Source organism: Methylobacterium phyllostachyos, from assembly GCF_900103445.1.
Lineage (GTDB): Bacteria > Pseudomonadota > Alphaproteobacteria > Rhizobiales > Beijerinckiaceae > Methylobacterium > Methylobacterium phyllostachyos.
This window is the reverse complement of the sequence record NZ_FNHS01000015.1, coordinates 133,860-152,159: the sequence shown is the minus strand read 5'-3', so window position 1 is coordinate 152,159 and position 18,300 is coordinate 133,860. Positions and strand designations below refer to the sequence as shown.

Here is an 18,300-nt window from a genome sequence, read left to right as displayed (position 1 = left end):
TGACGCCCGCAGCCGAACACCCCGGAAAAGCTGCTTTCACCCCCCTCCGGCGCAGAACGGAACCGTCCCGCGCCCGATTTCATTTGCCCGCCGGGCCGGTATCGCTATGGTCCGCCGCGCCCGGCGGGACCCCTTCCGCCATATCCCCCGCCGAGATCCACGACCCGCTACCGACATGTCCCAACGCGTGTGCATCTCGCTCGACGCCATGGGCGGCGACCACGGGCCCTCCACGGTCGTGCCCGGCGCCGCCCTGGCCCGCGAGCGCCATCCCGACACCACCTTCCTGATGTTCGGCGACGAGGCGGTGATCGCCCCGCTCGTCGCCAAGGAGCCCCGGCTCAAGGATTGCGTCGAGATCCGCCACACCACCGTGGCGGTCGCCATGGACGACAAGCCGAGCCAGGCGGTGCGCCAGGGGCGGGGCAAGTCGTCCATGTGGCAGGCCGTCCAGGCGGTGCGCGACGGGCAGGCCCAGGCCTGCGTGTCGGCCGGCAACACCGGCGCCCTGATGGCCATGTCGAAGATCTGCCTCAAGACCATGTCGGGCATCGAGCGGCCGGCCATCGCCTGCCTGTGGCCGACCGTGCGCGGCGAGAGCATCGTGCTCGATGTCGGTGCCACCATCGGCACCGATGCCGAGCACCTCGTGGAGATGGCCGTGATGGGCTCCGCCATGGCGCGGATCGTGTTCGACCTCGACCGGCCGACCGTCGGTCTGCTCAACGTCGGCACCGAGGAGATGAAGGGCAACGAGGCGGTCAAGGAGGCCGCCCGGATGCTGCGCGAGATGGAGAGCCCGGGGCTGACCTATCACGGCTTCGTCGAGGGCACGGATCTCGGCCGCGGCACGGTCGACGTGGTGGTGACCGAGGGTTTCACGGGCAACATCGCCCTCAAAACCGCCGAGGGCACCGCCAAGCAGATCGGCACCTATCTGCGCGCGGCCATGACCCGGACACTGTCCGCCAAGATCGGCGCGTTCTTCGCCCGGCAGGCCTTCCGGGCGCTCAGGGACAAGATGAACCCGAGCCGGGCCAATGGCGGCGTGTTCCTCGGTCTGGAGGGCATCGTCATCAAGAGCCACGGCTCCGAGAACGCGCAGGGCTTCGCGGCGGCGGTCGATCTGGCGCACGACATGGCCCGCCACGACATGATCCGCACGATCCGCGAGATGCTCGATCAGACGGCGGCCCTGGCGCCGGCGTAACGCCGTTCAGGATGGAAACGGACTGCTCCAGCGCCACACCTGAAGGGGGTGATGTTGGCGCAGTCCGGGAAGGACACAGATGGCAACCCTCCGCACTGACCCCGACCAGAGCCGGCGCGTGCCTCCGTTGCGCTCGGTGGTGGTCGGGACCGGCTCGTGCCTGCCCGAACAGGTGGTGACCAACGCCGATCTCGCCGAGCGGGTCGATACCTCCGACGAATGGATCGTCCAGCGCACGGGAATCCGCCAGCGCCACATCGCGGCGCCCGGCGAGACCACCTCGGTGCTCGGAGCCCGCGCCGCCCGGGCGGCGCTCGACGATGCTGGGCTGACCGGGGACGACATCGACCTCGTGATCTGCGCGACCTCGACGCCGGACCACACCTTCCCGGCGACCGCCACGCAGATCCAGGCGGCCCTCGGCATCGGCCAGGGGGCGGCCTTCGACCTGCAGGCGGTCTGCGCCGGCTTCGTCTTCGGGGTCTCCACCGCCGACAAGTTCCTGACCACCGGGGCGGCCCGCCGGGCGCTGGTGATCGGGGCGGAGACGTTCTCCCGGATCCTCGACTGGGAGGATCGCACCACCTGCGTGCTGTTCGGCGACGGGGCCGGGGCGATCGTGCTGGAGGCGCGGGACGACGCGGAGGGCCAGGGCGTGCTCAGCAGCAGCCTGCGCTCGGACGGGCGGCACCGCGAGAAGCTGTACGTCAACGGCGGCCCGGGCTCCACCGGCACCGTGGGGCACCTGCGCATGGAGGGGCGCGACGTGTTCCGCTTCGCCGTGGGGCAGGTCACCGACGTGATTGTCGAGGCCTTCGCGCAGGCGGGGCTGACGGCCGACGACCTGACGTGGTTCGTGCCCCATCAGGCCAACCGGCGGATCATCGAGGCCTCGGCCGACAAGCTCGGGATCGCCCGCGAGAAGATCGTGCTGACGGTGGATCGCCACGGCAACACCTCGGCGGCCTCGATCCCGCTGGCCCTCGATGTAGCCCGCCGGGACGGGCGCATCCGGAAGGGCGATCTGGTGATGATCGAGGCGATCGGCGGCGGCTTCAGCTGGGGCGCGGCGCTGATCCGCTGGTAACAGGCCCGAAACAATTCGTTGCGCCCGCGCGGTTGACCGGGGACCCAGCGCCGATTAGCGTGCCGGATCATAGGGATACGTCTTCAGCATCCGGTGCGGCCACGTTCGCCGCGCCCGATGCCATGGGACGAGAGACGTGGGCGAGGGGAGACGGCATGGCAGGCAAGACGGTGACGCGCGCCGACTTGAGCGAGGCCGTCTACCATCAGGTGGGCCTGTCACGGACCGAGTCAGCCGCCCTCGTCGAGACGGTGCTGTCGGAGATCTGCAGCTGTCTGGCGAGCGGCGAGACGGTGAAGCTGTCCTCGTTCGGCTCCTTCGTGGTGCGCAGCAAGGGCAAGCGCGTCGGCCGCAATCCCAAGACCGGCGTCGAGGTGGCGATCGAGCCGCGACAGGTGATGGTGTTCAAGCCCTCGAACGTGCTCAAGGCCAAGATCAACGGCCTCAACGGCGCGGACAGCCACGACGACGAGTGAGGGCTGTTTTCGACACGCTGCGACATTCCTGCGCCGGCAAGGCTTGAGCCCGGCCCCGCGACCCGGCAAGATCGCGCCGTCTCGAACCGATCCGCCGGACCATCATGTCGTCAGCCCTCGCCGTCGAACAGCCCGCCGAGACCGGTGAGAAGAGCGCCCACGCGTTCCGGACGATCAGCGAGGTCGCCGAGGAACTCGATGTCCCTCAGCACGTGCTGCGCTTCTGGGAGACCCGGTTCGGTCAGATCCGTCCGGTGAAGCGGGCAGGGGGCCGCCGCTACTACCGGCCGCAGGATGTGGAGCTCGTCGCCGGCATCCGGCAACTCCTGCACGTGCAGCGCTACACGATCGCGGGGGCGCAGCGGGTGCTCAAGGAGAACGGCGTCCGCTTCGTCCAGGCGGTGGGCCGCGGCGAGGCCGTGGCGGCCGCCCCCCTCGCCCAGGAGGGGGAGCCGGAATCCGTCGCCTTCGGGGATCCGGACCGCGCCGCCCTGGCGGCGGCCCTGGCGGAGATGCGCGCCTGCCGCGCCCTGCTGGACAGCCTCAGCGTTCCCCCCGAGCCGGAAGCCTGACGCGCGGGGCCCGGGCGCGCGGCAAAACCCTTGCAAGGGGCAGGCGAACTTTTCGTCCGGACCCCGCGTTGTCGCCCGCATGGCCACGTCCCGATCCAAGCTGTCGCCCAGCCAGGAACTGATGGCCCGTATCATGCGGATCGTCCGCACCTGCCCGGATGCGGCTGGCGAGATCCTCGAACTCATGTTCCTCGTCAGCCAGATCGAGGCCGCCACCACCGTCGATCGCGAATACCGCGACGCGAAGCGCGTCATCAGCCGTCTGCGCAATCCTCTCTGGGACATGGGGCCCGCCGACCGGGAGAAGCTGCTCTCGGCCGCGGAGGCGATTCGCCGGGTCTGCCGCCTCGCCGAGGATGAGATCCCGCCCGTCCCCATTGCCGATGCCGGGGAGCGCGCCCGCGTGGAGGCACGCCTGAGTGCCGCCCTGGCGGGCGAGTTCGACGATGCGCAGATCGCCCGCGTCACCGGGATCGTGGCGGCGGTGCTTCAGAATTAAACACCACCCCATCCGTGTCGCTTGGCCCTCGACGCCTGCGTCGGGCGTCCCCACATGCATTGCACCGACGGAAGGGGCACCCGGAGCGGCCTCCGGAGATCGCGCCCGCCTCGGCACCGGAGAGACGCTGTCATGATCGCCCTTCGTCCGCTCGCCGCGCTGCTCGCAGGGAGTCTGGCCTTGGCCGGGCCGGCGCTGGCCGAAAGTCCGGCGAGCCGATCCAAGACCGTTGCCCCCGGCAAGACGGTGCGGCTTGAGATCGCCCCCAATCTCAAGAAGGATTGCTCGCCCGGCCCGATGCCCGAGTTCAAGATCTCCGGGCCGCCGAAGAACGGCTCGGTGATCACCAAGGTCGGCAAGCTGAAGACCCCGGCAAGCTACCGCTGCCCCAACAAGGAGGCCGCGGTTCAGGCGTTGTTCTACCAGCCCAATGCCGGCTTTACCGGCACCGATGAAGTCACCTTCGAGGTGAAGGCCTCCGACGGGCAAGTCCAGACGCAGACCGTCAAAATCACGGTTGGTGGAAGCGGTGCCAAATCCGGAGACGATGCCAAGAAAGAGGGCACCGATTTGTGAGTCGCGGCGAACATCCGCGGCGTCTGCGCAGTTTTGCAGCTCTCGACATGTGTCTGAGGGCGGCACAGATTCTCGTCTGTGCCGCCCTCAGACGTGGGGAGTGTTGCATGCAATCGACATGCCGGGCGACATGCTCGCCGCACTGCGACAAAAGCGGGCCTGTCGGTTGCATCCAAGCCGAGACAGGATGAAGCTGTCACGGTCTGAGAGGGTTATCGAATGCCGATGCATGCGACGAACGACCTTTTCCAGAGCTTCGCCCGAGGCTATGAGGCTCGCCGCGACACGGAGATGACGCTCTCCGAGTATCTCGAGGCCTGTCGCGACGAACCGCTGATGTACGCCTCGGCTGCCGAGCGCATCCTGGCGGCGATCGGCGAGCCCGAATTCGTCGACACATCCAAGGATTCGCGCCTCGGCCGGATCTTCATGAACCGGACGATCCGGACTTATCCCGCCTTCCGCGAATTCTACGGGATGGAGGAGACGATCGAGCGGATCGTCTCGTTCTTCCGCCACGCCGCGCAGGGCTTGGAGGAACGCAAGCAGATCCTCTATCTGCTCGGCCCCGTGGGCGGCGGCAAGTCGTCGCTCGCCGAGCGGCTGAAGCTCCTGATGGAGGTCCACCCGGTCTACGTCCTGAAGGCCGGGGACGAGGTCTCGCCGGTCTTCGAGAGCCCGCTCGGGTTGTTCGACCCCGACACGATGGGTGAGGAGATCCAGAAGCGCTACGGTGTCCCACGCCGGCGGCTCACCGGCCTGATGAGCCCCTGGGCGCTCAAGCGCCTCGACGAGTTCAACGGCGACATCTCGCGCTTCAAGGTGATCAAGGTCCGGCCTTCGCGCCTGCGCCAGATCGCCATCGCCAAGACCGAGCCGGGCGATGAGAACAACCAGGACATCTCCTCGCTCGTCGGCAAGGTCGATATCCGCCGGCTGGAGACCCTGTCGCAGGCCGATCCCGACGCCTACTCGTATTCGGGCGGCCTGAACCGGGCGAACCAGGGCATCCTCGAATTCGTCGAGATGTTCAAGGCGCCGATCAAGATGCTGCACCCCCTGCTCACTGCGACGCAGGAGGGCAACTACGTCGGCACCGAGAATATCGGCGCGATTCCCTTCACCGGCGTGATCCTGGCCCACTCGAACGAGGCCGAGTGGCAGTCGTTCAAGACCAACAAGAACAACGAGGCCTTCATCGACCGGATCTACGTGATCAAGGTCCCGTACTGCCTGCGCGTCACCGAGGAGCAGCGGATCTACGAGAAGCTGATCTCCGGCTCGGAACTGTCGGATGCGGCTTGCGCGCCCGGCACGCTGGAGATGCTGGCGCGGTTCTCCGTGCTCTCCCGCCTGCGCGAGCACGCGAACTCCAACGCGTTCTCGAAGATGCGGGTCTATGACGGGGAGAGCTTGCGCGAGGTCGATCCCCGCGCCCGCTCGATGCAGGAATACAAGGACACGGCCGGCGTCGATGAGGGCATGGACGGGATCTCGACCCGCTTCGCCTTCAAGGTCCTGGCCGCGACCTTCAACCACGACACCACCGAGGTCTCGGCCGACCCGGTGCACCTGATGTACGTGCTGGAGCAGTCGCTCAAGCGCGAGCAGCTGCCGCCGGAGACCGAGAAGAAGTACCTGGAATTCATCAAGACCGAACTGGCCCCGCGCTACGCGGAGTTCATCGGTCACGAAATCCAGAAGGCCTATCTCGAATCGTACCACGATTACGGGCAGAACCTGTTCGACCGGTACATCGACTACGCCGATGCCTGGATCGAGGATCAGGACTTCAAGGACGCCGAGACCGGCCAGCTCATGAACCGCGAGCTCCTGAACCAGGAGCTGACCAAGATCGAGAAGCCGGCCGGCATCGCCAACCCGAAGGACTTCCGCAACGAGGTGGTGAAGTTCGCCCTGCGCTCCCGGGCGCAGCACGGCGGGCGCAACCCGAGCTGGACCTCCTACGAGAAGCTGCGCGAGGTGATCGAGCGGCGGATGTTCTCCCAGGTGGAGGAACTGCTGCCGGTGATCTCCTTCGGCTCCAAGAAGGACGGCGACACTGAGAAGAAGCACGGCGAGTTCGTCGAGCGCATGGTGGCGCGCGGCTACACCGAGCGGCAGGTCCGCCGCCTGGTGGAATGGTACATGCGGGTGAAGCAGGCCGGCTGAGGGGCGACGGGGTCCGGTTTAACCGGGCCCCGTTCCGACCCTCCGCCGCCACAGTTTCGGACGACCGGCCGGTGAGCATATCGGCCTTGCTGCACAGGAGGGATCCATTCCTTCCGCAACAGCATGGTACGACAAGGGTCGGGACCCGGCCGGCACACGCGGACGAGGGTTTTCGCAGCGGATGCACATCGTCGACCGACGTTTGAACCCGGGCGGCAAGAGCCTCCCCAACCGCCAGCGCTTCCTGCGCCGCGTCAAGGACGTGGCCCAGCGGGCGGTGCGCGAATCCGCCCGCGAGAAGGACATCAAGGATCTAGGCAAGGACGGCCGCGTGACCGTGCCGGCCGACGGCGTGCGCGAGCCGCGCTTCTCCCGCCAGCCCGGCACCGGCCTGCAGGACCACATCCTGCCCGGCAACAAGACCTACGTGGAGGGCGACACGATCGAGCGTCCGCCGGGCGGCGGCGGTGGGCGCGGCTCCGGCGAGGGCGGGGAGGGGGGCGAGAACAGCGAGGACGCGTTCCGCTTCGTGCTCACCCGCGAGGAGTTTCTGGAGCTGTTCCTCGAGGATCTGGAACTGCCGGATCTGGCCAAGCGGCGGCTGGCGGTGGTGGAGACGGAAGGGCTGCGCCGGGCCGGCTACACGGTGACGGGCTCGCCCGCGAACCTCGCGCTCACCCGGACCTTACGCAACTCGATGTCCCGGCGCATCGCCCTCAAACGGCCGAAGCCCGACGAGGTGGCGGCCCTGGAGACCCAGCTCGCGGCGCTGGAGGAGGGGGATCCCGCGCGGCTCGATCTGGAGCAGGCGCTGCTGAAGCTGCGCGAGCGCGCGAAGCGCATCCCCTATGTCGATCCGATCGACCTGCGCTTCCGCCGGTTCGAGCCCTATCCGCGGCCGATCGCGCAGGCCGTGATGTTCTGCCTGATGGACGTGTCCGGCTCGATGACCGAGCACATGAAGGACCTCGCCAAGCGGTTCTACATCCTGCTGCACATCTTCCTGACGCGCCGCTACCGGCACGTCGAGATCGTGTTCATCCGCCATACCGATCGGGCGACCGAGGTGGACGAGGAGACCTTCTTCGGCTCCCGGGAGACCGGTGGCACGCTGGTGTCGTCGGCCCTGGTCGAGATGAAGCGCATCATCGCCGAGCGCTACGATCCGAACGACTGGAACATCTACGCCGCCCAGGCCTCGGACGGCGACAACGTCTCCTCGGACGGGCCGACCTCGACGGAGCTCCTGCGCTCGCACATCCTGCCGGCCTGCCAACACTTCGCCTATCTGGAGGTGGGCGACGAGAACGGCCCGCGCGCCGGCTTCGTGGAGCACCGCACCACCCTGTGGCGGACCTACGAGGCGATCGCCAAGGCGGGTGGGCCTATCGCGATGCGTAAGGTCAATCACCGTCGGGAGATCTATCCGGTCTTCCGCGAGCTGTTCGGCCGCAAGGACGCGCGCGCCGAGGCGGAGGCGTGACGATGACCCGCGCCGCTTCTCCCTCCCCCCTCTGCGGGGGAGGGTACCCTGCGCAGCAGGGGGGGAGAGGGGAACCTGGCTTCCGGAAGGGGCGCGGCCTGCATGGGGCCCTGAGCCTGTTTCTGCACCGTCGCTCCCCTCTCCCGACCCTCGCTAATGCGAGGCCCCCCCTCCCCCGCAGAGGGGGGAGGGGGGTCCCGTCCCGCGGGGATACGCCATACGCTTCGGTCGATCGGGAGGCCGCATGACGCTCGTCAAGGCACGCACACCCCAGATCATCTCCGGCAACCAGAAACCCCTGTTCACCGGCAACGACTGGGATTTCGACACGATCCGCCGCATCCACGACGCCTGCGAGGCGGTGGCGGGGCCGCAGCTCGGCCTGTCGTGGTATCCGAACCAGATCGAGATCATCACGGCCGAGCAGATGCTCGACGCCTACGCGTCGATTGGCATGCCGCTGTTCTACAAGCATTGGTCGTTCGGCAAGCACTTCGCCCAGCACGAGGCCGGCTACCGCCGCGGCCTGATGGGGCTCGCCTACGAGATCGTCATCAACTCCGACCCGTGCATCTCCTACGTGATGGAGGAGAACACGGCGACCATGCAGACGCTGGTCATCGCGCACGCCGCCTTCGGCCACAACCACTTCTTCAAGAACAACTACCTGTTCCGGCAGTGGACCGACGCCGAAGGCATTCTGGACTACCTGGATTTTGCGAAAGGCTTCATCGCCCGCTGCGAGGAGCGCTACGGCCATCAGGCGGTGGAGCAGGTGCTCGACGCCGCCCACGCCCTGATGAGCCAGGGCGTCCACCGCTACCCCCGCAAGAAGCGGCCGGATCTCGCCTCCGAGCAGCGGCGCGAGCGCGAACGGATCGAGCACGGCGAGCAGATCTACAACGACCTCTGGCGCACCCTGCCGCAGAAGACCGGTGCGGCGCGTCCGGATGCGGCCGTCGAGCGGCGCAAGGCCCTGCTCGAACTGCCGCAGGAGAATATCCTGTACTTCCTGGAGAAAGCAGCGCCCCGTCTGCGCCCCTGGCAGCGGGAAATCCTGCGCATCGTCCGCTTGGTGGCGCAGTATTTCTACCCGCAGCGCCAGACCAAGGTGATGAATGAGGGCTGCGCCACCTACTGCCACTACCGGATCATGAACGCCCTGTCGGAATCCGGGCAGATCACCGAGGCGGCCTATCTCGAATTCCTGCAATCGCACACCAACGTCATCCGGCAGCCGAACTACGACGACCGCTCCTATGGTGGCCATAACCCCTACGCGATCGGCTTCGCGATGATGCAGGACATCGCCCGCATCGTGGAGAAGCCGAGCGATGAGGACCGCGCGTGGTTCCCGGAGATTGCCGGCACCGGCGACGCCATGGCGGTGCTGCGCGACTGCTGGGAGAATTATCGGGACGAGAGCTTCATCCAACAATTCCTGTCGCCCAAACTGATGCGCGACCTGCGCCTGTTCCACGTCATCGACGACCCCGAGGAGCCGGAATTGCGGGTCGAGGCAATCCACGACGAGCGCGGCTATCGCAAGCTCCGCCGGGCCTTCGCGCGGCAGTACGATGTGGCGTGGCTCGATCCCGACATCGAAGTCGTGGACGTGGACCTGGAGGGCGATCGGCGCCTGATCCTGCACCACAAGGCGATCAACAAGATCACCCTGCAGAAGGACGACGCCAAGCGGGTGCTCCAGCACCTCGCCGACCTCTGGGGTTACGACGTGATCCTCAAGGAGATCGAGCCGGCCACCGGCACGGTGCTCGGCGAGATCACCGCCAGCGCGCGGCCGATCTTTTTCTGAGCGGGGCGGTGAGACGATCTTCCAACCCACGCCCCTCATCGTGAGGTACCCGCGTCAGCGGGCCTCGGGAGGGCTCCAGAAGACGCGCGATCTCTGGCGGGCTCCTTCGAGGCCTGCGCTGCGGTCCGGCACCTCAGGATGAGGTGGAGGGTGGGATCAGCGTGGTTGCCCCACGGCGTCGATCCTGTTGCAAGCACGCATGACCACGACAGTTCTGACCCTCGCCGAAACGCAGGACTTCCTCGATCGCGAATTCCCGCAGATGCAGGCGGGCGGCCGCGCCTATCATCTTGAGGAGGTCGGTCCGCTCTCGGCGCGGATGCGGCTCGAAGCCCATGAGCGCTTCCTGCGCCCCGGCGCGACCGTCTCGGGGCCGGCCATGATGGCGCTCGCCGACTACGCCCTCTACGCAGCGATCCTCGCCAATATCGGCCCGGTGGCGCTCGCCGTGACCACGAGCCTGACCTTCAACTTCCTGCGCAAGCCCGCCTCGGGCGATCTCCTGGCGGAGTGCCGGCTCTTCAAGCTCGGTCGGCGGCTCGCGGTGGGCGAGGTGCTGATCACCGCTGCGGGCAGCCCGGATCTCGTCTGCCATGCCACCGGGACCTACTCGATCCCGCCGCGCTGAGCGCGATCAGGCCCGCGCCTCGGCGAGCCGGGCGGCGTAGCGGGCGATCAGATCGACCTCCAGGTTGAGCCGGTCCCCCTGTCGCCGCTCGCCCCAGGTGGTGACCTGCAGCGTGTGCGGGATCAGCAGCACCGAGAACAGGTCGTCCTCGACCGCATTCACGGTGAGCGAGGTGCCATCGAGGCAGACCGAGCCCTTCTCGGCGATGAATTTTTTCAGTGCGGACGGCGCCCGCAGGGTGAAGCGCTCGCTGGCGCCCCAGGCATCCGCCGTGACGCTCGTGCGCTCCACGATCTCGGCGAGGCCGTCGACGTGACCGGTCACCAGATGGCCGCCGAGTTCGTCGCCGATCTTGAGCGAGCGTTCGAGGTTGATCCGCGTGCCGGTCGTCCACGCGCCGACTGTGGTGCGCGCCAGGGTCTCGGCGGCGGCATCCACCGCGAAGACGCAGCCATCCTCGGCCGGCTCGATCGACACCGCCGTGAGGCACGGACCGGAACAGGCGATCGAGGCGCCGAGCGCGATGCTGGCGGGATCGTAGGAGGCGCGAATGGCGATCCGGCGCAGATCGCCGTCCCCCGCGACTGAGACCACCGTACCGACGTCGCTGACCAACCCCGTGAACATCGCTCAGATCCTGTTGCGTTCGTAGGTCACAGCCTCGTCGGGGCCGAGCTGCGACCGCTCGGCCTCACGGAAGCGATCACCCGCCAGGGCTTGCATCAGGGCTGGCCCCAGCGCCGGAAGGCCACCCGCCGATCCCAGTTCGACCGGCCCGGTGACCAGCGTGCAGGTATCGATCAGATCGGCCTGCGCTAGCGCCTCTGCAAGGCGGGGGCCGCCCTCGCTGCACAGGCGGGTCAGGCCGCGCTCGCCCAGATGCGCCAGGGCGGCGGGCAGATCGATGCTGCCGGCCGCATCCACCGGAACGGTCGCGACCTCGACGCCCAAGGCCTCCAGGGCCCGGCGGGCATGGGCCGGGGCGGAGCGGGTGGTGAGCACCAGGGTCGGCGTGTCGCGGGCGGTCCGGGCCAGCACGCTGGCGGGCGAGAGCCGCAGATGCGTGTCGAGCACGATCCGCAGGGGCGAACGGCCGGAGAGCCCCGGCAGCCGCACCGTCAGCGACGGATCGTCGGCCCGGGCGGTGCCGATGCCGATCAGGATCGCGTCGGCATGGGCGCGCCAGAGATGGACCGCCCCGTCCGCCACCGGTCCGGTGATCCGCAGGCGCTCCGGGCCGGCGGACGCGCAGAAGCCGTCGCGGGTGCGGGCGAGCTTGAGGTGGACGGCCGGGCGGCCCCGGGTCACCCGGGTGACGTGGCCAATATGGTCGCGCGCCGCCTGATCCTGCAGCAGCCCGGTCTCGACTGCCACGCCCCCCTGGCGCAGCAGATCGTAGCCGCGGCCGGCCACCCGTGGGTCGGGATCCTCCAGGGCGCTAACCACCCGGGCGATCCCGGCCGCCAGGATCGCGTTGGTGCAGGGCGGCGTCCGGCCGTGATGCGAGCAGGGTTCGAGCGTGACGTAGAGGGTCGCGCCCCGGGCAGCCTCCCCGGCGGCGGCGAGCGCCAGGGGCTCCCCGTGCGGACGGCCGCCGGGCGCTGTCGCCCCGGTCCCGAGGATGCGCCCCGTGCCGGGCTCGACCACGACGGCGCCCACCGATGGGTTCGGCCAGGTGGTGCCGAGGCCCCGCCGGCCCAGCGCCAAAGCGAGGCGCATGAAATTCGGGTCGTCGCTCATGCGCGTCCGGCGCGGCGGCGTGGTGGCTCGGGCTCCGGCTCGCCCTCCGGATCCGGTGTGGCCGCCGTCAGCAGGGGGCCCTCGCCGAGGGTCCCGAGCAGGTCCTCGAAATCCTTGGCCTCACGGAAATTCTTGTAGACCGAGGCGAAGCGCACATAGGCGACGTCGTCGAGGCCCTTGAGCGCCGCCATCACCAGCTCGCCGATCGCCTCGGAGGTCACCTCCGGCTCACCCGCGCTCTCGAGCTGCCGGGTGATGCCGCTGATCAGCCGCTCGACCCGTTCCGGATCGACGGAGCGCTTGCGCAGGGCCACGTCGATCGAGCGCTGGAGCTTGTCCCGGTCGAAGGGCACGCGCTTGCCCGAGCGCTTGAGCACCACGACCTCGCGCAGCTGCACCCGCTCGAAGGTGGTGAAGCGTCCGGCACAGTCCGGGCAGACCCGGCGGCGCCGGATCGCGGCGCCGTCCTCGGAGGGCCGCGAGTCCTTCACCTGGGTCTCGGAGCCGCCGCAATAGGGACACCGCATGGTTGGGGTACTCGGACATGGAAACGGCCGCGGATCGATCCGCGGCCGTTTCCTAGACTACGCATGGCCGGGCCGGAAGGCCGGCCCCTTCAGGTCTCAGCCGTAGATCGGGAACCGGTCGGTCAGCGCGTGGACGCGGGTCTTGACGTCGGCCTCGACTGCGCTGTCGCCCGCCTCTCCCTTGGCCACGAGCCCGTCCAGCACCTCGACGATGAAGCCGCCGATCTGCTTGAACTCGGCGACGCCGAAGCCGCGCGACGTGCCGGCCGGGGTGCCGAGCCGGATGCCCGACGTGATGGTCGGCTTCTGCGTGTCGAACGGCACGCCGTTCTTGTTGCAGGTGATGTCGGCCCGCGAAAGCGCGGCTTCCGCCGCCTTGCCGGTCAGGCCCTTCCGCTGGAGATCGACCAGCATCAGGTGGTTGTCGGTGCCGCCCGAGGTGATGTCGTAGCCGCCCGACATCAGCGTGTCGGCGAGCGCCTTGGCGTTCTCTACCACCTGACGGGCGTAGATCTTGAACTCGGGCTTCAGCGCCTCGCCGAAGGCCACGGCCTTGCCGGCGATGACGTGCATCAGCGGGCCACCCTGGAGGCCGGGGAAGATCGCCGAGTTGAACTTCTTGGCGAGCGCCTCGTCGTTGGTGAGGATCATGCCGCCGCGCGGGCCGCGGAGCGTCTTGTGCGTCGTGGTGGTCACGACATGGGCGTGCGGGAACGGCGACGGATGCACGCCGGCCGCGATCAGCCCGGCGAAGTGGGCGGCATCGACCATGAAGTAGGCGCCGACCGAGTCGGCGATCTCCCGGAACTTGGCGAAGTCCCAGTGGCGCGGGTAGCCCGAGCCGCCGGCGATGATCACCTTCGGCTTGTGCTCCTGTGCGAGCTGGGCGACCTGCTCCATGTCGATCCGCTGGTCGTCGCGGCGCACCGTGTAGGAGACCGGCTTGAACCACTTGCCCGAGACGTTCGGCGGGGCGCCGTGCGTCAGGTGGCCGCCGGCCGCGAGGTCGAGGCCGAGGAAGGTGTCGCCGGGCTGCATCAGGGCCAGGAACACGCCCTGGTTGGCCTGGGAGCCGGAATTCGGCTGCACGTTGGCGAAGCCGCAATCGAACAGGCGCTTGGCGCGCTCGATGGCGAGATCCTCGGCGATGTCCACGAACTGGCAGCCGCCGTAGTAGCGCCGGCCCGGATAACCCTCGGCGTACTTGTTGGTCAGCACCGAGCCCTGGGCCTCCAGCACGGCGCGGGAGACGATGTTCTCCGAGGCGATCAGCTCGATCTCGTGCTGCTGCCGGCCGAGCTCCTTGGCCACCGCCTCGGCGATCTCGGGATCGGCCTCGGTCAGCGGGGCGGCGAAGAAGCTGTTGGAGAAGTGCTTGTCGGCGGCGGTACCGGCGCTCATGGTCTGCCTCTGTTCTGGTAGGGGCGATGCCCGGCCTTTCGTCGGCGTGCACGGGCGGGCGTTCGAACGCGGATTTCTACACGGGCCTAACCCTCAGGCCAAGCGCAGGCATTTTGGACCGCGCCCAAGAATAATTTGTCGCAGGTCAGAGGCCTGAAGCCGCCGGCTGATGATCGGCTGATCGTCCTAGCAACGTGCCGAATCGCTTGACATAAGGAAAAAAATCATAAAATAAAAGGTGAACAAAATGGTCGGCGAGGCTGCTATGCCCAGTCATGATCGCGATCTGGCTTTGAACTACGCTATTGCCGAAGTCAGGCTTAGTCTCGCCTTCATTGCTTTGCGCTTTTTGGAGATCAAGGCTGGGTTCAGGCAGGATCAGCCACGGGGCTGTGATGGCCGGTGGTGCGGCGGCAGTGGAAGTGTCGTCGTTACCCAGAAGGATCAGACGGGCGATCCGCGGGTCGATGGCAAGACTGAAGAGATTCTCGATGTTTTAAAAGAAGTTATCGAGAGCAGTGATTCTGGTCGGGGTGCCCTCTACGGAATCGAGATTCACGCAAAGGTTGCTGCACGGTTACGTGAACTAGACCTGCCCGGCATTGGAAAGCACGGCATTGAGCAAAGTTTCAGCGCTGGGGACCTCGTACGCTACGGTCTGGATGGCAGCGTTCGCACTGACGTGATCCTGCGTGACGGCCGGACAGCTGCCGCGCCCATTAGAGCAATTTGGGATATCAAAACCGGCAATGCACGATTGACGCCTGCCCGTACGCGCGAGTTACGCGAAGCGGCTGGCGTAGACGATAGTGTTCCAGTGATAGAAATTCACGTGAGTCGTGGAATTTCGGTGAAAAACTTTCACAGATTAATGGTCACTCTTAAGGTTGTTGTCCCATGACAATGGAAGCTTACGCACTTTGTGGGCGGCAGATGTCGGACCTCGCCGAATGGCAGGCCGCCATCAACGCGCTCGGTTTCGCTCTGACGCTCGAAGCCGAACAAATTCCACCGGCTACGCAGGGTTACCTGCCGGCGACCTGGCAGGGCCGCCAAGCGGGTTTCGAGTGCTCGGTGATCCCACTCTCGGATCTGACAGAAACTTACCCCGAGATAGAGTTCGGCGGTCCATGGGCGTGCGTCTACGCGTTCTACTTTGCCACGTTTGCAGGTTGCGCCGGGACTTGGATGGCGGTTGCTGCGTGTGCAAAGCAATTGGAGGGCATCGCCTACGACCCACAGGAAGGCAACCTACTCGCCGCCGAGGACGCGGTCCGCTACGCTCACGATACACTGGCCAGCGTCGCGAGGCTGGAGGCGTCATTAGGTGGCCCGTCGGTCGGCTGAGTCCGGTCGTGTAGACCTCTTTCAGCTCCGCGCCACGAAATTCGTCTCAATCAAAACGGTCTCCGTCTCGAATGCGGCGGCGTGCCACGCCCCGGCCGGGAAGTGAAAAACGCTACCGGCGGTGAACGGTTTGCGGCCCTGCTCGGTCTCGAGCATCCCGGAGCCTGAGATCACCTGCACGAACTGCTCGTGCTCGTGGCTATGGCGCGATGCCGAGACGCCCGCCGGCACCACGACACGCACGAGGCTCGCGCCTGAGCCCGGGATCGCGCGCTTGGTGACGCCGTTGGCTGCGACGCTCTCCTCCCGGTCATCCCAGGAGGTCAGGTGGTCGGTCATCGCTGTCTTTCCCGGCAGCAGGACGAGGGCGGTCGGATGTCGGTGACGAGAAATGCGCCCCGGATTCGCCGGGTCAACGGAGGCGGGGGCTTCGTCCCTGCGTCACCCGGTCCCGCCCTGAGGCGGCCGCCCGCCGCGCTTGGCCCGCGCGGCCTGCGGCTCGTGCGGCGGCGCGGCAGCCTGCGCCCCCCGAGGACCGTCAGGGGGCGTCCCTTTCGTCGGCCAGAAAGTCTCGAACAGATCCTGCATCGCCCGAATGTTGTTGCCCTGTACCTCGGCCCCGGTGCGCAGCATCTGCTGGAGCATGTCCGAGCCGGCCTCGCCCGGCTTCGCCTGCGTCGGTTTGGGTGCTGGTTTGGGCGCGGGCGGCTCGGCGGGCAGGAACGCCTTGGCCATCTCGGCCCAGGCCGGACCGAAGGGGAAGGGCACCGGCGGGGGCGGCGCGCTCGCCCGCGTCGGGGCGGGCGCGGCCTGCGGCTGGTTCAGCAAGACGTGGACGATGCTGGCCACCACGGCGCCCGCCATCATCGGCAGCATCTGGCGCAGCACCTGCGCGCCGACGCCGCTCGTGGCCGAGGCCTGCTGCAGCACCCCCTGCAGCAACTGGGCCGAGCCGAACATCTGGCTGAGGGCATCGAGCCCCTGCGGCGCCGCGGGGCGCGCCGCGTCGGGCAGGCCGAACATCCGGGAGAGGCCGCTCGGATCCATGCCGACGCTGCGCTGGAGGCCGAGGGTCAGGGCCGGCATGAGGGCCTCGAAGGCGCGGGCCGTCTGCTCGGTCGTCAGGCCGAATTGCTGACCCAAAGCCTGGAACCCGGCTTCGCCCTGGGCCTGGAACATCTCGAGCGGGTTGAACATGACGCCTTGATCCTGGCCCGGTCGGACCGGCCGGGGCGGACATCGTGACCCGTCGCGCGGCGAAATACCAGTTCCCACCCGTTTTACTTGTGCTCGGTGCCGCCCGACCGTCGCCCTCAGCTCGCCGGGCCGGGATGGGCGTGGCCCACCGGCAGGGGCGCGGCGCGGTGGGGCGCCTCCGGCGTGCCCGGGGTCGGCAGGAGGTTCGGTCCGGCGCCCTCAAGCCGATCGACGGTGCGGCGCGCGAGCAGGAATCCCAGCGCTCCGAACACCAGCGAGCCGAAGCCCATGCCGGCGACGACCCCCCGCGGGCCGTAGAGCGCTGCCCCGATCAGGCCGGGTGGGATCGTGCCGAGCGTCGCCCGCCCCCAGTTCAGCAGCGTCGAACGTAGGGGGAAACCGAGGTTGTTGAAGGCGGCGTTGCCCAGGAACAGAAGGCCGTTGCAGAACCAGATCGCGCCGCCGACCTGGCAGAAGAAGCCGAACAGATCGGCCGCGACCCCGTGCAGCCCGAACAGGGCGGCGATCGGGCCGCGGGCGAGCGCCAGGACGAGCCAGACCAGACTCACGTAGGCGAGCGTCACCCCGGCGGCGGCGCGCAGGACGCCGCGCATCCGGTCGAACCGGCCCGCCCCCCAGTTCTGCGCGAGGATCGGCCCGATCGCCCCCGACAGGGCGAACAGGCCGCAGAAGGCCACCGGCGTCAGGCGGTCGATCACCGAGGCGGCCGCGACAGCCTCGGTGCCGTATCCAGCAAACAGGCGCGCCAGGAAGGCGCTCGCCGCCGAGGGTGCGAGGTTGGTGAGGATGGCGGGTCCGGCGACCACCGCTAGGGCGACCGCGTCGGCCCGGAGGTCGGCGCGACGCGGCGGGCCGAGCAGGCCGCTCTGGAGGACGCCGCGCAGGCCCACCGCCACGAAGGTCAGCCGCGCCACGCAGACGGTGATGGCCGCGCCCTCCACGCCGAGCCCGGCCGCGAAGATCAGCAGCGGATCGAGGATTGCGGTGACGATCGCGCCGGCCAGCGTGACCAGCATGGCCTGCCGCGCTGCGCCAACCGCCCGGAGCAGGCCGGTGAACAGCATGCCGGCGGCGAGCAGCGGGTTCGACAGCAGGGTGATGTGCAGGAACAGCGCGCCCACCCGCAGGGCTTCGCCGCGTGCGCCGATCAGGGTCAGCAGCGGGTTGGCCAGCAGCGCGATCAGCAGCGCGATCAGGGCGGATACGAGCGTGCCGAGCGTCAGCGCCGAAGTCGCGAGGCGTCGTGCCGAGGCCCGGTCGCGCGCACCCGCGGCCCGGCCAACCAGGGCGCCGGCGGCAATCATCAGGCCGATATTCACCGCCGTGGCGAAGAACTGCACGATCCCCGCGAAGCCGACCGCCGCGGTGAGGTTCGGGTCGCCGAGCGTCGAGACGTAGAGCAGCGACAGCAGGTCGACGGCGAAGATCGCCATCAACCCCACCGAGCCCGTGGCCGCCATCACCACCACGTGCCGGAGGATCGAGCCCGTGACGAAGCGGCCCGTCTCCGGTGGGCTTGCGGATTTACGCATCTCGGGTGCGGAGTAC

19 protein-coding genes are annotated in these 18,300 nt (G+C 68.2%); 12 read left to right on the top strand and 7 right to left on the bottom strand.

The genetic code is table 11. From position 1 onward, the window contains the following. The first annotated feature begins 175 nt into the window (after nt 1-175). From plsX to BLQ49_RS22800, 10 genes are all read left to right on the top strand, one after another. Complete coding sequence (gene plsX / locus BLQ49_RS22850) at nt 176-1,210, top strand: phosphate acyltransferase PlsX (protein WP_091720106.1); 1,035 nt, start codon at nt 176-178, stop codon at nt 1,208-1,210. 79 nt (nt 1,211-1,289) lie between these two features. Beyond that, nucleotides 1,290-2,297, top strand: a complete 1,008-nt coding sequence (locus tag BLQ49_RS22845) for a beta-ketoacyl-ACP synthase III (protein WP_208859097.1) — start codon at nt 1,290-1,292, stop codon at nt 2,295-2,297. 155 nt (nt 2,298-2,452) lie between these two features. Next, nucleotides 2,453-2,773 (top strand): integration host factor subunit alpha, encoded by a 321-nt coding sequence (locus tag BLQ49_RS22840; RefSeq protein WP_091720104.1) that lies wholly within the window; start codon nt 2,453-2,455, stop codon nt 2,771-2,773. A 104-nt stretch (nt 2,774-2,877) separates the two neighbouring features. Beyond that, complete coding sequence (locus BLQ49_RS22835; RefSeq protein ID WP_091720103.1) at nt 2,878-3,345, top strand: MerR family transcriptional regulator; 468 nt, start codon at nt 2,878-2,880, stop codon at nt 3,343-3,345. A gap of 79 nt (nt 3,346-3,424) precedes the next feature. Next, nucleotides 3,425-3,844 (top strand): hypothetical protein, encoded by a 420-nt coding sequence (locus tag BLQ49_RS22830; RefSeq protein ID WP_091720102.1) that lies wholly within the window; start codon nt 3,425-3,427, stop codon nt 3,842-3,844. Between the two features lie 132 nt (nt 3,845-3,976). After that, complete coding sequence (locus tag BLQ49_RS22825) at nt 3,977-4,420, top strand: Ig-like domain-containing protein (RefSeq protein WP_091720099.1); 444 nt, start codon at nt 3,977-3,979, stop codon at nt 4,418-4,420. Nucleotides 4,421-4,639: 219 nt separating this feature from the next. Continuing rightward, nucleotides 4,640-6,592: a PrkA family serine protein kinase gene (locus tag BLQ49_RS22820; protein WP_091720097.1), complete on the top strand. Its 1,953-nt coding sequence runs from the start codon at nt 4,640-4,642 to the stop codon at nt 6,590-6,592. 181 nt (nt 6,593-6,773) lie between these two features. After that, nucleotides 6,774-8,075, top strand: a complete 1,302-nt coding sequence (locus BLQ49_RS22815) for a YeaH/YhbH family protein (protein WP_091720094.1) — start codon at nt 6,774-6,776, stop codon at nt 8,073-8,075. A 244-nt stretch (nt 8,076-8,319) separates the two neighbouring features. Continuing rightward, nucleotides 8,320-9,891 (top strand): SpoVR family protein, encoded by a 1,572-nt coding sequence (locus BLQ49_RS22805; protein ID WP_091720089.1) that lies wholly within the window; start codon nt 8,320-8,322, stop codon nt 9,889-9,891. Nucleotides 9,892-10,090: 199 nt separating this feature from the next. Then, nucleotides 10,091-10,519 carry a PaaI family thioesterase gene (locus BLQ49_RS22800; protein WP_091720087.1) on the top strand — a complete coding sequence of 143 codons (429 nt, stop codon included), beginning with the start codon at nt 10,091-10,093 and terminating at the stop codon, nt 10,517-10,519. A 6-nt stretch (nt 10,520-10,525) separates the two neighbouring features. Here the strand turns inward: BLQ49_RS22800 and BLQ49_RS22795 are convergent, their stop codons facing one another. From BLQ49_RS22795 to glyA, 4 genes are all read right to left on the bottom strand, one after another. Continuing rightward, on the bottom strand, nt 10,526-11,146 hold the full coding sequence (locus BLQ49_RS22795) for a riboflavin synthase (protein WP_091720084.1): 621 nt from the start codon (nt 11,144-11,146) through the stop codon (nt 10,526-10,528). A gap of 3 nt (nt 11,147-11,149) precedes the next feature. Beyond that, complete coding sequence (ribD, locus tag BLQ49_RS22790) at nt 11,150-12,259, bottom strand: bifunctional diaminohydroxyphosphoribosylaminopyrimidine deaminase/5-amino-6-(5-phosphoribosylamino)uracil reductase RibD (protein WP_091720082.1); 1,110 nt, start codon at nt 12,257-12,259, stop codon at nt 11,150-11,152. Beyond that, nucleotides 12,256-12,786, bottom strand: a complete 531-nt coding sequence (gene nrdR, locus BLQ49_RS22785; protein ID WP_091720079.1) for a transcriptional regulator NrdR — start codon at nt 12,784-12,786, stop codon at nt 12,256-12,258. Before nrdR ends, ribD begins: the two co-directional genes overlap by 4 nt. A 96-nt stretch (nt 12,787-12,882) precedes the next feature. Continuing rightward, on the bottom strand, nt 12,883-14,187 hold the full coding sequence (glyA, locus tag BLQ49_RS22780; protein ID WP_091720077.1) for a serine hydroxymethyltransferase: 1,305 nt from the start codon (nt 14,185-14,187) through the stop codon (nt 12,883-12,885). Nucleotides 14,188-14,434: 247 nt separating this feature from the next. On the opposite strand from glyA, the gene BLQ49_RS29155 reads away from it, so the two are divergent. Both BLQ49_RS29155 and BLQ49_RS22775 read left to right on the top strand, forming a co-directional pair. Then, nucleotides 14,435-15,088, top strand: coding sequence for a hypothetical protein (locus BLQ49_RS29155; RefSeq protein WP_143012296.1), 654 nt, complete (start codon nt 14,435-14,437; stop codon nt 15,086-15,088). Between the two features lie 32 nt (nt 15,089-15,120). Further along, nucleotides 15,121-15,534: a hypothetical protein gene (locus BLQ49_RS22775; protein ID WP_244507725.1), complete on the top strand. Its 414-nt coding sequence runs from the start codon at nt 15,121-15,123 to the stop codon at nt 15,532-15,534. A 21-nt stretch (nt 15,535-15,555) separates the two neighbouring features. On the opposite strand, the gene BLQ49_RS22770 is transcribed toward BLQ49_RS22775, so the two are convergent. The 3 genes from BLQ49_RS22770 to BLQ49_RS22760 all read right to left on the bottom strand — a co-directional run bounded on the left by BLQ49_RS22770 (nt 15,556) and on the right by BLQ49_RS22760 (nt 18,284). Then, nucleotides 15,556-15,873 carry a cupin domain-containing protein gene (locus BLQ49_RS22770; RefSeq protein ID WP_091720070.1) on the bottom strand — a complete coding sequence of 106 codons (318 nt, stop codon included), beginning with the start codon at nt 15,871-15,873 and terminating at the stop codon, nt 15,556-15,558. 102 nt (nt 15,874-15,975) lie between these two features. Then, nucleotides 15,976-16,731, bottom strand: coding sequence for a DUF937 domain-containing protein (locus BLQ49_RS22765; RefSeq protein ID WP_091720068.1), 756 nt, complete (start codon nt 16,729-16,731; stop codon nt 15,976-15,978). Between the two features lie 116 nt (nt 16,732-16,847). Then, nucleotides 16,848-18,284: an MATE family efflux transporter gene (locus tag BLQ49_RS22760; protein WP_091720065.1), complete on the bottom strand. Its 1,437-nt coding sequence runs from the start codon at nt 18,282-18,284 to the stop codon at nt 16,848-16,850. Nucleotides 18,285-18,300: the final 16 nt, after the last annotated feature.